Genomic DNA, 15,405 nt, shown 5'->3' on the forward strand with positions numbered 1-15,405 from the left:
ATAAATCCCAAAAGATGAATTATTTACCCATCCTGTTTCTGGTGTTCGCCGTCGCGTGCGGCGACACGCAGCCTCCGTCCGCCACCGAAACCCTCCCCGCCGCGGGCATCTACCACTGGAAAACCACCTTCTCGACCTCCGGATGGGAGTCGGCCTTCATGGAGCGCCACCGCATCGGCCGTCTCTACCTGCGCTTCTTCGATGTGGACCTCGACCGCTGGAACCCGGCCTCCGCCCCGCAGATTGTGCCCGTCGGCACCACCCGCTTCCCGGAGAGCCCCGGCAGCGGGATGCTCGTCACGCCGACGGTCTTCATCACCGTTGAGGCTCTGCAGGCCATGAAGGGACAAACGGCCGACTACGCCGAGAAAATCACAGGCCGCATCATGGCCATGAGCCGCCGCCACGACATGCTCCGCCAGATCCGCGAGGTGCAGATCGACTGCGACTGGACGCGCTCGACCCAAACGCTGTATTTCGACCTCCTGCGCGAGATCCGCACCCGACTGCAGAAAGACAGCATCCGCCTCGGCGCCACCATCCGCCTGCATCAGTTGCACCAGGCGGCTCCGCCCGTCGACCGAGGCATGCTGATGCTCTACAACACGGGCAATGTGCGCGACGACGACACCCGCAACTCGATTCTCGACGAGGAGGATGTCGCGCCGTATCTGCGCCGTAAGCCGACCTGCGATCTTCCCCTGGACTTCGCCTACCCTGTCTTTGCATGGGGGATCTGGTTCCGCGACGGGGCGTTCAAGGCCATCCTCCACCATACGGACTTCTCCGACCCCGACCGCTACGAGCCTATCGGCAACAACATCTTCCGCGTGCGCAAGTCCCATTTCCTGGAGAACCACCAACTTCGGCCCGACGACCGCATCCGCCTCGACGCGCCGAATCCGGAGCAGATTCTTCGCGTGAAACAGCGCGTCGAACGGCTCTATGCCACGGCGGAGAGTGCCGTCGTCCTCTATCACCTCGATTCGTTGCACCTTTCCCAATTCACCGACCATGAAATTGAAGCTCTTTATCGCCGTTAGCCTCCTGCCGATCCTCGTCCCCACCCGCCTATCGGCCTGCCTGACACCTGTCTACAAAGCCGCCGACTACCTGATGGTCCGCCTCTACGACCACGCGGGCGAACGGAGTGCCGACCTCCACGAGAACTGCCGCCTGTGGCAAATCCTCACCCGGAATGCGGCGGATACGGCCGCCATCGCGGAAGTACTCTGCCAGTTCTCGGCCGAAGGGTTGCGTGCGGCCACCTCCAACCGGTCTGCCGACACGCCGTCCGGCCGCAATTCGTTTGTCGGCTGGCTGTCGCACCCGGAGAACGGCGACGCCCGACGTCTGCTCCTGCTGGCCAAGCAATGCGAGGAGGTGCGCGCAAATCGAAATTCGCCGTGGTATTACCCTTGCGAGGGCGACGATGTCACGACCCGGCTGTGCGCAGTCAGAGACTCGTCGCTCACCTGCACCGAAGGGCCGCTGCTCGACCGCTACACGCTGCAGGCCGTGCGGGCGATGTTCTCGCTGAGCGAATACGGCGCCTGCATCAATCTGTGGCAGGAGCGGCAGGCGTCATTGCCTGCGGGATGGGTGCGCGACAGGATAGAGGGCTATGTGGCCGGGGCCCTGCTTCGCACGGGCGAAGCCAGCGAGGCACTGGAGATTTTCGCTCGTCACGAAGATGTGGAGTCTCTGATTTTCTGTGCGCGGCAACTAGGCTTTTCCACCCGTGACGACGCGATGAACCGCCTCCTCTACCGGCTCAATCCCGACTCGCACCACCTGCTCCGCCATGCCGAACAGGTGCTGCTGGGGGCCTCCGCAGATTCCGATCGAATGACACAAACCGACTATAAGGAGCTGAGGGCATTTGCCGACCGCGTGTTGCGCGAGGGGCGGTGCCGCAACCTTGCCCCGTGGTACTACGTCAAGGCCTGCTGCCTGGATCTGGAGGGCCGGAGCCGCGAGGCTTCGCAGGTCCTGGCCCGCGGCGAAAGGTGCGCAGCATCGGAATTTCTGCGTGCGTCGATGCGCGTATTTCGCCTTTGTCTCAACGCCCGACTCCTTCCGGTCGACGCGACCTACGATGCGATGCTGCTCCGGGAGATGAAGTGGCTCGACGCGAAAATCCGCAACAACATCACCCCCGAGGTGCGGGAAACCGTCATCAACCACACCAAAACGCTGTCCCACAGCAGTTTCTACTATTGGAACGACATACTGCGCAAGGTGCTGGCAGGCATTGCGGCCCCCCGTTACCTTGCGGCGGGGAAGCCCGAGCGGGCCCTTCAGGTCACCAACATGGCCGATTACCGCCTGGTGCATCTGGTGGGATATTGCACCACCGACGACGAGGGAAAGCCCGTTGCGCTGGAGCGGCTCCGCACCTCCGCGCCCCGCAACGCCCTGGACTACACCACCGACTGGTTCCACATGGCCGACACGATCAGTGTGCGTTCCCTCATAGCCTATGCGCGCCGGACGGCACACCCCCAGTCGGATTTCGACCGCTTTGTCCGCGAACGCGGTTACGTTTCGGAGGATCTGGTCAACGAACTCATCGGCACCAAATACCTGAGAATGGAGCGCTACGACAAGGCCGCGGAGTACTTCCGCAAGGTACCCCCGTCGTATTTCTACCGCCTGAACACCTGCCGCACGGGATGCATGCACTACGATCCCTTCGACACGGAACACCGCGTAAAGGAGGTTGCGGACTACAAATACCGCTTCGCTGTGGAGATGGACTTCCTGCAACGCGAGATGCGGACGGCGGCCGATGCCAACCGCCGTGCCATGATGCAGCTGCGCTATGTCATCGGACTGCGCAATTCGCGCGGGAAGTGCTGGGCGCTGACCCAATATGTCAAAAGCAGCGACGAGGATCACTACCGCACCAACCGATGGTACATCCCGCCCCATCCCCGTCAGTTCGACGCCTACTGCCGCCGGCTGGAGCAGCAGGCCTTCGCCCTGATTACCGACCGGGAGACCGAGGCGCAGGTACACCTCATGATGCACCGCTATACACGCCTCCGCACCGAAGCGTTGTCCGCCACGACGGCCGGGCGCTACGTCCGGACACACTGCGACACGCGCCGCGACTATCAGGAGAGGTAATTTCGATCTTTTTCATCGGATAGATCCGGCCCCCTGATCGGGTAAAACATAAGTGGATTTAGTTTAGGAGATTTATAGAGAGGAATGGATGTTGATTTTTGTCTAAAAGTTTGGAGACAGGTCTAAATTATTGCAATTTTACGCTTGTCGGGATGGATGCTCCCCTTGGCGCGGGCCACTCTCCAACCGATGAGTTTGAAAGGGAAACAGAGCATGACAGAGTTTATTTGATGCCCCAAAGATGGCAAACTTGATATTCCAATTAGTGCACCTCTTCCAGAAATTCCAATATTTCCCTGCGAATCTGCCGGAATCGAGACACCGATGTATCGTATCGGTCGAAATCGAAGATAATCGCATTAACAAAGGATTGTGCACGGATCGAATCTCGGCTTTCAACCATTTTCAACAGGTCGTAGTCACGAATACCATCACGCATAGCCGCCAGACGAATCGACGGGTAGAGCTTACGGTAACCGGGGTAGACTATATGCGAGTCTCCGCCAGGCCAATCATTGGCGGGGGCGGAAACATCACCAAAAGGATCACCATTCGCACCCCATGCATTAAATCCCCAGTGAAGGTATCCCGGAGAGTTGTATTTGTAGTTGATCCAATGCAGCAGGCGAGTCTTGATGAGCGGCAGTGTTACATAACGATTTGCGAAACTCCCCCGGGGATACATACAGGTATAGAACCAGCAACTGTGCCCGGCAGGCATTTTTCGATAGACGTCCCAAGCAAATTCGTCGAGTTGCGGTACCAGAATGTCAATCAACGCAGGGTCGTAGGCCGAGGAACGGTAGGCTTCGATAATGCGGATGTCGGGAGCCGTCTGCTTCACTTGGCGGGCCAATCCTTCCCACGAAGCTTTGTTCGCATCGAGAGGTTCGTCGCCGATATGCTGCGTGTAGATGTCGAGCCAGGTGCGTCCGGTCCCGTCGTCGAGTTTTTTGGAGCGCAGGTGTTCCTGCAAGGCCGGGAAATAAGTAGAAATGTACTGTTTCACCTGCGGATCGTCGTGGGGCAACCGCTTCCGGACATAATTGCCGTTGCCGTTGAGAACCGGAATTTCCGCCCAGAAAGGATCGGTCCATCCGTTGTGGGAGCGCTTGGCAAAATGGTTGGCCTCAATCAGCCGAACATCGGCATGCCGAAGCAGAAATTCGATCATTTTGTCTATCCGGGAAAAATCGAAACTCATTCCTTTGCCATCGGCCGTCGGAACAGGAACTCCCGTTTCATAAAGCAACCAGACATTCTGGCCGTATGCCGATGCCGTTTCCACGAGTTGCCGCATGCATGCCCAATAGGCGGGCGAATAGGCCTCCACCGGGTCTCCGCCGTTCATGAAAGGAAATTTATCGGGGAAATACCAGTTGGTAACCAATAACGATTGCTCGGGAAGAGTGATGGAATAGACTTGTATGGAGAACTGCCGGTAAGCAACGATCCGCGTTCCGTTCTTCAGCCCGGAAATGCGTATTGTTCCTTTGTAAAGCCCCGCCTTGGCATCGGTCGGAATCGGAATGTCCAGCCAAAGCACAACAGTGCCGCCAGCGGCAATAGATATAGAGGAGTCGGTCAGGATAGGATCGGGATATTCTCCAGACGAAGATTGCAGAGCGTCTGGAGCTGCCGGCTCGTACTTATGGGATGCCTGCACATTCCGAACCCAACCGAAGACCTTTTTGTCTAACGAGGCTCCCTGCTCCGTTTTAAGACTCTGAAGAACAGGGATCATTTCCGAGACAGAATCTTCAGAGGAAATGACGAATTGCAGCACGGCGTTCTCACCACGGGCCACACGAACGGTATCATCCATCTCTGGAGGACAGACGCCTCCGGGAAGAACATTGACTAAAGGATCAACGCCGCGGATTACGAGTTCCCCTCCACGACCGACTATCGGCAGCAGCAGGAACGCGACACAAAGGGTTCGAATCATTCGATTAACGAATAGTCGGAGCTGGGAAATATGCATTTTGGATTCGGTTTGATACTTAATTGCATTTCGGAAAAACAGTAAGCCGGAGTTCAGTACATCCGTAAGGGGTCAATTCGAGGTATTCGATATGGTCAGATACGGCACAGACTTTCCCTCCGGCTGGAAGGCGTGGGGTGTAACGTCCTTTTTCCAAATCCCAGGCAATCTGTTTGACAGGAATCGAAATTCTCACAGGTGTATGTTCCAAATCGAACGGATAGCTTCCTGCGGTTGCTGATTTTGCCCGAGTGACCTTTAGCGGCATGTCCGGATCGGAATAAAGGGCATAATTCCAGGGACCCGCAGGCTCGATGCTCCAGCATTCGAATGCAGGATTATCGGAAACCTTACCATTCATATTTGCATAAACCGTCCGATCAGCAGTTTTCCGTTGGGGAATAGGGTAAGAAAAAAGCAAAGCCCCACGCTGCACATAGATTCCCTGTCCGGGAACAGCATGCATGACGGGTTGCATGCCAAGACTCAGGCGAATTCGATCGCCATTTCTGAATTTGCGTCGGAGAGTCACATATGTACCAGCCGGACACGCGTCCCGCCATAGTTTGCCATTAACAAATATTTTGGCTTGCGTACACCAGCCGGGAATACGTAGCAGAAAGGGAATTTCCTCCCTGTCTTTCAATTCGAAAGAGAACTCGATTTCTCCATCGAATGGATACGAAGTCTGCTGTACGATGCGACATTGTTGACCGTTCGGCAGGTCGAACACTGCAGCCGAAGGTCCATAGAGCACGGCAGCAATAGAGCCATCTTTTCCGCGCAGCCACATATGTGCGACATAATTAGGCATGAAACGATGAATATTTCCGGCGCAGCACTCCGTTTCATGCGTCGGGCGGAAAGCCATCCAGGTCGAACCTCGAAAGAACTCGTTATGATTTGAACGTCCTGTAGCGATCACCTGATTCACAGAGGAGAAATACTGCAACGATCGAAAATCCTTGGTAATGGCTCCCGGTCCGGCATTGAAGACAGCCTTTTCTATTTTGTCAGCCCACCGGGCTTCGCCCGTAGTCAGAAGAAATTGCTCCAGGGTCCAGGTATAGTCGGAAATGTTACAAGTTTCGTGGCTGTTGATGACATTCCCGTTTCCAACAAGCGCCTCTGCACTAGCAGGGACTCCATCGGGGAGCATATGATCTCGAGAGAGTTTGCGTTCGGCATTGAGTGCAAGATCCAGATAATATTGTTTGCCCGTATAGGCATAGAGCAGCATCGGGAGTTTCAGTTCTTCCATGCAGGTGACACCATGCATGACGAATCGCTCATCGCCGGCCGCAACTGCTGGTGTCAAATCCCCGAATTTTCCGGCATTATAAGTTTTCTCGCAAATATCCAGCAGTTTCACATTGCCGGTTTTGCCATAAGTCCACAGCATTCCCTCAATGCTGACGATGTTGCGCCATTGCTCGACCTGTTCCTGCGTAAAGTTCATATAATGCCTTTCCAAAGCTGCGGGAATTGCCGGGTCTCCCGTCCGCTCATAATAGGCTTGCAGCACCCGAAAATAGACACACATAGGCCACATTGACTCGATAGCCTTATTCCCCAAAACACCGGTGGACGACACATTGTCCAGCGTGTAGCGAATTCCCTCCTCGGCTTTGGTAATCATCTCCGGGTCGTCGAGCAGGTAGCCCAGGCGGAGCAAACCGTCGGTGTAATAAGCCGTCTGCTCGTAACGCCACCAATCGCTTCCGTAGGTTTCGGTATTACGTCTGATCTCACCCGCCCAAAGGCAGGAGTCATACGGGTAGGACATCGCTTCGGGGTGCCCCGTAAGCCCAGTCTTTTGACGAAGCAGGAATTCCTCGATCCATCCCAGTGGCTCTGTACGACCGATCATACCTCCCTGAAACTGTGCATAAGGGGCTTGCGCTTTCGTTGTGATACCGACAAGACAAAATGCAATAATTGAAAACAACTTCTTCATGCGATTTCTTGATTATTTGTATTTTTCAACTCTTGCATCCCGAATGACACCTTTCCAGTCGAGCCCAAAAGCGAAATCATATGTATACCCTTCCGAATCCGTATAACAAACCATATCTCTCGGAACGTCTTCAAACTGCAACTCCACGGTTTTCATATCCGCCGGCAACTGCATCGGCAGGAGTGCCGATGGCTCCCATCGCCCTGAGATAATATCCAGCACAGCTTGATTCTGAACCCCGAAAGCAATCAGTATGGCATCGGCCGAAGGCTCAAATTCGGCCGGCACAAACGGCTTGGTCGCGGAAATAACAACCACGACGGGTTTGTTCCCCATCAGCCGCTTCGTTTCAAGGACCCGTTTCAGCTCTTCCCTGTTGGAGCTTCGGATGGTTTTTCCTCGGTAGCTTCGGTCAATGAATGGTTCTTTCGGATCCCCGCCGGCGATACTCTCAGAGCGAGCATAGCAGGCCGTATAGTCTCCATATTGCAGGCTAATCGGAACATAGCCGTTACCTCCCTTTTCCCGATCCGTCGTATCATATCCACAGCCTCCGTCGGGTTCATCGATAAAAACAATGGCGAAGTCGGCTTTTTCAGGGCTTTTTGTCAGTTCATAATATTGTTTTACCAGAGTAGAGTCTACCGACAGGCAGGAATGTCCGTACTCGGGCAGATACACCCTTCGGCGGGTTGATGCAGGCAGAGTCCCTGCTCGGTTTTTCAGTAGAACGACCGACCGGAGCTGCGCTTCGTAACCAGCCTGCATAAATTCCGGATTCCCAACCGTCGCTTCCGTCCGATCCGGATCTACATAGGGATTTTCGAACAGTCCGGTCCGAAAAATATTAAGCAGCAGCCTTACGGCGGAGCGTTCGAATCGATTCCGGGCAGATTGTGCGCCAAATTCGGTGACCCACATTTGGTAGGCTTCCAATACGGGCTCTTTATCGTTATTCCCGCCAAATTGGTCCACTCCGGCCTTAAGAGCTTCATAATGCCGCTGCGCAACACTCAAATCTTCGACTCCCCAGCATTTACCTTCAGCCACCTCAATGCCGGAATAATCGTGCGTAATGCCCCAATCCGTACATACAACTCCGTTATATCCGTATCTGTTTCGCAACAGGTCGGTGACGATATATCTGCTAAAACCATTGCCGACCGTTTTCCCAGAGGGATCAATTCCATGGGAGACCGTGTAATAGGGCATGACGGCTGCAGCCTTGCATGTCTTTCCGTTAAGACGGAAAGCCCCTTCTACAAAGGGTCGAATATGCTGCTCAAAATTTTCCCCGGGATAAACCGTGTATTTTCCGAAACTGAAATGAGCATCCCGACCACCTTCTTCCGGGCCACCTCCCGGCCAATGCTTGACCATGGCATTGACGCTTTCATACCCCCACCCGTCTGCAATCTCGGCAGTTCCGTCGGATGTTTGGAATCCGTCAATATAGGCCCGCGCCATATCGATATTCAGATCGGGATCCTCACCGAAGGTTCCATAGAACCGGCACCATCGAGGTTCAGTTGCCAGATCGATCTGTGGCGACAAGGCTGTGGCGATGCCAAGAGCACGGTATTCGATGGATGCAATATGCCCAAATCGTTCCATCAAAGCGGGATCGAATGTCGCTGCCAAACCGAGTGGATTGGGCCACAGCGAAATCTTTCCTCCCGCCCCTGCATTGTATTCAGCCCAAGCCCGGATTTCATTCCGCGGGTCAGAACTGATGTTGACCGGAATCCCTTGTCCGAGCCCCTCAACAAAAGCCTGCATGTTATTATTCCATTCAGCCGCAATACGGGGACTTTCGACCCGAACGACGAGCACAGCCCGGAGATTATCGTCTCGAAGAAACATCCGCTGTTTGTCCGAAACAGCCGAGTGGGAAAGGCCGCTCTCCCGAAGCGAAGTCCCGTTGTAGGTAGAAGACCAGTATCCGATCGAATCCGTCGGAACAGCCTGGTGGGAACTGTATAACATCAATCCGGCGATCTCTTCAACGGAAAGGCGTCCGGCAAGATCCTTGGCCCGTTCCTCCGGGGTGAGCCTCCAGTCTTCATAGCGGTCGAGAACACCGTTTCGGTTCAGGTCTTTGAAAGCATATCCGCCGGAAGAGAGAATTTGAATACCAGACTTCGGAGAATATCCCAAAGTCTGTCCCCCATTTTGCCAAATCAAACAGAAGGCGTCATGCGACTCGACCATCCATTTTCGGCCACAAGCACAGAGTAGAGGCAACACAAACACCAAGAATATTATTCGAGGTGCAAAATCTGGTTTTATTGTCATATTGTCATTAAAGAAGATTCATTATTTTTTGGAAAGAGATCATCGAAAACCCGTGACAAAAGAATGAATTTTTATCGGCCGCCGGGTTGAATATTTTCCGGAAATATTCTTTTCCCAATGCGGGCCTTCTGTTGAAACAATTGTAAAAGATGGCGATACCGGCGCTTCTGACCGCATTATACTGTTCTTTTTCGGCCGAATGTTATTGTGATTCGATTGAATGCTGTTGTGCTTTCCGAAAAAAATGTATAATTTAGTTTTCGAAAAATACCGTTATGCATCGTTGTTTTCTTATATTCCGGTCTCTTGTTATTTGCATCGGATTTGTTCTTTCCGAGATACAGACCATTGTTGCCGAACCATTTTCACAAGTGCGCTTCGTACCATTACCATTCGATATTCTGCCATCAAATGAGGTGCGCAAGCTGTATCAGGATTCCGACGGATATATCTGGATCCCCACTTATAACGGATTGGCCCGCTATGAGGGATACGGGGCTATCACCTATGGCATGCGAGATGTCTCAAACGGCTTATTCAACACGTTCGTCAATGTTGTTGCCGAGGATTGCGACAAGAATCTATGGATTGGAACCGAACACGGCCTTTTTCGGCTCGACAAAATTTCGGGCAACATCATGGCTGATGAATACCCGGAATTAGCGGATTGTAATATCGCAGTCATTCTATGCGATACAGGCAATGGAATTTGGATCGGAGGCGACAAGGGACTTTTCCATAAAAGTAAGCACGATCGTAATTTTCACTTTGTTTCAATCTCCAATTCAGCGGGAGAGCCAGTCAAGGCTATCACCTCTATCGTCAAGGATAATAACCGGAATTTATGGATCGCTGCTTTCGATCAGGGTTTGCTGCGTTATGATATCCGCGAGGAGCGCACCTATACTTTCGATGATACCGTGCTGCGTAAAGCACATGTTTTGGCCCGCGATGTTGCAGGCAATATCTGGGTGGGGACATGGGGTGCCGGAGTAGTACGATTGCTTGATCCCTTGGCTCCAGGACCGATTCGTTACTTGCATTATAAACATGTACCGGGCAAATCACACTCGCTGCTCGACGATATTATTTATGATATTGAGGAAAATCCCGAGCAGAATACCATCTGGATCGGTGGCCGCAGCGGACTGAGCATCCTCCACGACATTGACAATCCAAATTCGTTCCAGAACTTCTTCCCCGGAGATAATGTAGGAGACCTACCCTACAATGAGGTGAATTCGATCCTTCGGACTCGCGACGGACTGATGTGGATCGGTTTATTGGGCGGAGGAGTCTGTAAGGTTCAAACCAGCGGAACCAAGTTCGAATCCGATCGGCTGGATCCAATCAAGGCTCGCTACAACACCAACTCGGTCCGAAGTATGCATTACGCCGGGAATGGCGACTTCTGGTTGGGACTGCTCGATTTCGGTCTTATAAAATACAACATTCGAAGCGGGAAAATCGTCGATTATCATGAACATCCAGACTTGAAATCACTACCCTACACTTCGACCGTCAACACGATCATCCGCCGTTCAACCACCGGGGAATTGTATTTCGGAACGCAAAATGCCGGTATCTGGGTGTATAATGAAGCGCAGCATCAGGTTCGGCAGATCAACCATTTCAACCAACCGATTTTTGTGGACGACTGCGTGATTGCCCAATGCGAGGATACACACGGCAACCTGTGGATAGGGTCACGAACAGGAGTTTACATCGAATCGGCAGACGGACGGTTTTACTCTCTGGCCGAATGGCTTGGATATGCTACACCGTTCGACCGGACTTGCGTATTCGATATCTGCTGCGACAAGGCGGGTGATGTCTGGATCGCCTCGAACGGTCAGGGTATTCTGCATATAAGTATAGCTGACGGCAGCTGGCGGCAGTATACGCGCAATAACGGCATGACTTCCGATCATGTCTATTGCCTGCAGGGCGACGATACGGGTTGTATCTGGGCCGGAACCTTTGCGGACGGGCTTGCAGTCCGTATCCCCCCGGAAGAGCACTTCAAAACGGTGTCTGCCTTCCCGAATCTGGAGAACAAGGGTATCAGCAACATAATCCGGGATAAAAACAGCAGGATGTGGATCACAACGAACAATTCTGTTTTTTCTTTTTCGCCGGATAGCCAAGGTAACCCCGAACATATCAATCCCTATATCATATCGACCGACATGCAACCGTTCTTCTTCAACCGAAATGCTTCGGCACAGATCGACAATGGGCGCATTGTCTTCGGAGGATCCAATGGACTGATGATATTCACGGGCAATCGTACACAGAGCCACCAGACGAACCTACCGATCGTACTCACTGATTTCAAGGTGCACAACCGCTCGTTGCGTGACCTTCCCTCACGGGAGAGATCGCGCATTTCGCTCCATGATATTGACTACACCGATACGATTACACTTACACACAAACAGAACAATTTTCTCATCGAATTTTCGATGCTCTCCTATGCCAATCCGCGTGATCATATTTTCAGATATCGGCTCGATGGATTTGACAAGGAGTACATCACGGCCGATTCGCACCATCGTTTCGCCTCCTACAGCAATCTGTCTCCTGGAATTTATACATTTCACCTGCAGGCTGCCGGAGAAAGCGGCGTATGGAGCAGCAATGAGCGCATTCTCACAATACGGATATTTCCGGCCCCATGGCTTTCATGGTGGGCGTGGACGATCTATTTCCTGTTGTTGCTGGCGATTGCTTATGGAGTCATGCGATTCCTGCGCTATCGGTTACGGCTGCGACAGGAAGTACAGATTTCGAAAGTGGAGCGACAAAAAAACGAAGAGTTGAATCACGCCAAACTCCAGTTTTTCACCAATGTCACTCATGAATTGATGACTCCGCTGACGATTATTCTCACTTCACTCCAGAATCTGAACAACGGTACGGGAGACAAACAAACTCTTTACGGTGTCATGTCGACCAATGCTACGCGGCTGATGCGCTTAATTCAGCAAATACTCGAATTCCGGAAAGTCGAGAGTGGGAATCTGAAAATCCGTGTATCGTATGGCGATGTCGTCCAATTCGTTCGTCGATGCGTGGAAGCTTTCGCTCCGCTTGTAGCCCGCAAGCAACTCAAGGTTTATTTCCACACGTCATCAGAACAGATCGACGGCTGGTTCGATCCCGACAAACTCGACAAAATCGTCTACAACCTGCTATCCAATGCGGCAAAATACACTCCCGACAAGGGAGAAATTATCATTCGGATCGAACCCGGAGACTCCTGTTCTGTCTGCATTTCGGTAGCCAACAGCGGAGAACTGATGACCCGACAGACCATCGACGGACTCTTTCGGCGATTTTACGACGGCAATTATCGAAAACATCACACGATTGGAACCGGTATCGGCCTGTCGTTAGTCAAGGATCTCACCGATCTGCATCGGGGCTCAATCCGGGTATCTAGCGACGAGCGGGACGGGAATTGCTTCCGCGTCACACTACCCATAGGCCGGGAGACTTACACCGAAGAGGAGATCGACGATGATGCCGACAACAATGCTGCGGAAATAATTTGCGACGGGACAGGAGAATTCATTCCGGAGCAGCCCGACGCAATAATGACCACTCCCCCGACACATGCTGACCATACGCTGTTGGTCGTCGATGACAACGAGGAATTACTCTTGTTAATCACCAATCTTTTAGCTCCCTATTTTCAAATTGAACGAGCTTCCAACGGCGAAGAAGCGCTCCGCATATTGGCGCAACAGGCGATCGATTTGGTTGTTTCAGATATCATGATGCCCGGCATGAACGGTATCGAATTGTGCCGACGAATCAAGCAGACCTTCGAATATTGTCATATTCCGGTCATCCTGCTCACGGCCAAAAATGCCGATGAGAACCGAATTGAAGGGTATAATTCAGGAGCGGACGGCTATGTCACCAAACCCTTCAACCTGCAACTGCTCTACGCTCAGATAGTCAATCAACTCCGCAAATCGGAAGCCCGGGGTCAGCACTTCCGCAACCAACCGGTATTTGAGGTTGAAAAACTGGAATATACCTCAATGGATGAAAAGTTCATGCGTCAGGCTATGGCGTGTATCAATGCGCATATCGACGATTGCGAATTTGCGCAAGCTGATTTTACCCGTGAAATGAATATGTCCCGTACGGTTCTTACCGAAAAACTTAAATCGCTCACCGGGTTGACTCCGACCGCATTTATCGTTGATGTACGACTGCGCGCAGCCTATCATTTGCTCGAAGAGCAGAAGAAGATGCGTATTGCTGATCTGGCCTATGCTTCCGGATTTAACGACCCGAAATATTTCAGTACGTGTTTTAAGAAGAAATTCGGATGCTCTCCCAAGGAATTTATTGACAGGCTGAACAAAAAAGGCGACAAAATCGCTTAATTGCCCGCAGAAGCGGACGTATATCCATTTTTCGGTAAAAATTCAACCTGCATGATCCATGTCAGGCGTATTTTCGTACCCCGTAGATTGTGTTTCGGCGAATGGATAGAATCGGACCAATTCATAGGATATTATCATGAACTTCATTTTTGCAAATTCCATTGCCTTGCTTTCCGTCTTCAGCACTGCCGGTCAAAGGTCTACCGGAGGAATGATTCTGGGGCCGATATCGCAAGAGTTAACCGTAGCGGCAAACAACTTTGAAATGGATAGATACCGATTCGTGCAGCGTAGAGGCGATTGGGCCGTTGCCAACCGAATCAATCGATCAGTTCCAGCCTCTTATCCGGAGGGGACGCGATTGAAAGAGGCTTGGCGGGCAATTGATCTTTCACCCTCGATTTCTGTAAAACTGCTCCACAACCGACAGACTCTGTACCAATCGGAAATTACGCAGGGGATTTCCCGTGTGACAATCATCGATAACCCCCGCTTTAGTCATCAAAATGTTCAGTTCGATATTTTGCAACACTTTTTTCCCGTAGGTATACTATTTCGTTGTCTTGATGAAACGGAACGGGAGGAATGCAACAAATTTCATTCCTCTCCGGCAAATAACAGCGACTGGCACATTCAACCCGATGTTCATCCGGTGCTGATCAGATTGAAATTATTTCACACAAAGCCCGACCGGATCGATTGGCAGCATTACGGCGAAAGGCATTATATCCTCAAAAGTACATCGGGAGCCTATGGCAACTACTACACGGAAGAGAGATTGCGCAGTATCGTTACCTGTGCGGCAGGCTGCTGTCTCAAAGAAATTCCTGAAATCGGACTCCACGTACATTCCAGCGTAATTCTCACGGTTTATCCGGAAGGCAGTTGTTCTGATCGAACCTATGGTTCCGGCAAGTTCTGCGTCAACAATCCGCAGTCGCTGCAATTCAAGGCCGACATGCTGCCAGGAAACCAGAAGCAGTATTCCCGAGAATACATCCCCTTCGACGGCAACAAACCCCTCTGGCGAATCCCGTACCTGAGCCAAGAATCGGAAGGGATAGATAAACAGCTTGGGTCCATGCTTTCCCCGCATCGGCCTCTCGTTTCCTATCAAGCCCGAATTCTGCAGAAACAGAGTGGACGGGGCACCTCACTCCGTCGCATCTGCATACAGATTCCGCTGATCCTCGCAGACAAAATCGCAGAAGTCCTATTGAGCGACGATATCTCGGCTTCACACCATGCTCTTCCTGAGATCAAAAAGAGACGGATGATACTCGTCGCCGAAAAATATTTCACAGAGAGGCGTTCCATGCCCAACAGTCCGAATCCGATAACAGGATCGCCCCTTTACAACAGAGCTTTCTGCCTGGAAGATAATATGATCACCGGGGCAGAGTCCGTTTCCAGCAGCAAAGCCACAGGGAGTATAACATAACTCCATATCGATGTCCGCCACCACGTAGAAAACCATAATACCTGTCTGACATCAGGGATTACTCCTCAACAGACTTTTAAACTAATTCACCATGAAACAACTGCTCATTATTCCATTCGCACTCTCCGCGGCTACAGCTGCAACTGCTCCACCGGCAAAACCCCAACTGGGCGAAGTTCCGGTCCGGAAGATT

7 protein-coding genes are annotated in these 15,405 nt (G+C 52.2%); 4 read left to right on the plus strand and 3 right to left on the minus strand.

All coding sequences use genetic code 11. From position 1 onward, the window contains the following. Window positions 1-14 precede the first annotated feature (14 nt). Entirely contained in the window at window positions 15-1,043 is a 1,029-nt protein-coding gene (locus QZ460_RS08155) for a hypothetical protein (protein ID WP_290541081.1), read from the plus strand. After that, window positions 1,015-3,132 (plus strand): hypothetical protein, encoded by a 2,118-nt coding sequence (locus tag QZ460_RS08160; protein ID WP_290541082.1) that lies wholly within the window; start codon window positions 1,015-1,017, stop codon window positions 3,130-3,132. The genes QZ460_RS08155 and QZ460_RS08160 overlap by 29 nt, the downstream gene beginning before the upstream one ends. A 262-nt stretch (window positions 3,133-3,394) precedes the next feature. Here QZ460_RS08160 and QZ460_RS08165 read toward each other — a convergent pair whose 3' ends face one another. Genes QZ460_RS08165 through QZ460_RS08175 form a run of 3 tightly spaced genes read right to left on the minus strand, consistent with a single transcriptional unit; the run spans window position 3,395 to window position 9,368 of the window. Continuing rightward, window positions 3,395-5,080 (minus strand): glycoside hydrolase domain-containing protein, encoded by a 1,686-nt coding sequence (locus QZ460_RS08165; protein WP_290541083.1) that lies wholly within the window; start codon window positions 5,078-5,080, stop codon window positions 3,395-3,397. 55 nt (window positions 5,081-5,135) lie between these two features. After that, window positions 5,136-7,073 carry a beta-L-arabinofuranosidase domain-containing protein gene (locus QZ460_RS08170; RefSeq protein WP_290541084.1) on the minus strand — a complete coding sequence of 646 codons (1,938 nt, stop codon included), beginning with the start codon at window positions 7,071-7,073 and terminating at the stop codon, window positions 5,136-5,138. A gap of 12 nt (window positions 7,074-7,085) precedes the next feature. Continuing rightward, window positions 7,086-9,368, minus strand: coding sequence for a glycoside hydrolase family 3 N-terminal domain-containing protein (locus tag QZ460_RS08175; RefSeq protein WP_290541085.1), 2,283 nt, complete (start codon window positions 9,366-9,368; stop codon window positions 7,086-7,088). 275 nt (window positions 9,369-9,643) lie between these two features. Between QZ460_RS08175 and QZ460_RS08180 the strand changes: the two genes are divergently transcribed. Then, window positions 9,644-13,771: a two-component regulator propeller domain-containing protein gene (locus QZ460_RS08180; protein ID WP_290541086.1), complete on the plus strand. Its 4,128-nt coding sequence runs from the start codon at window positions 9,644-9,646 to the stop codon at window positions 13,769-13,771. Window positions 13,772-13,907: 136 nt separating this feature from the next. Then, window positions 13,908-15,212 carry a family 20 glycosylhydrolase gene (locus QZ460_RS08185; protein ID WP_290541087.1) on the plus strand — a complete coding sequence of 435 codons (1,305 nt, stop codon included), beginning with the start codon at window positions 13,908-13,910 and terminating at the stop codon, window positions 15,210-15,212. Window positions 15,213-15,405 lie beyond the last annotated feature (193 nt).

The organism is Alistipes sp. (genome assembly GCF_020026455.1).
Taxonomy (GTDB): Bacteria; Bacteroidota; Bacteroidia; order Bacteroidales; family Rikenellaceae; genus Alistipes.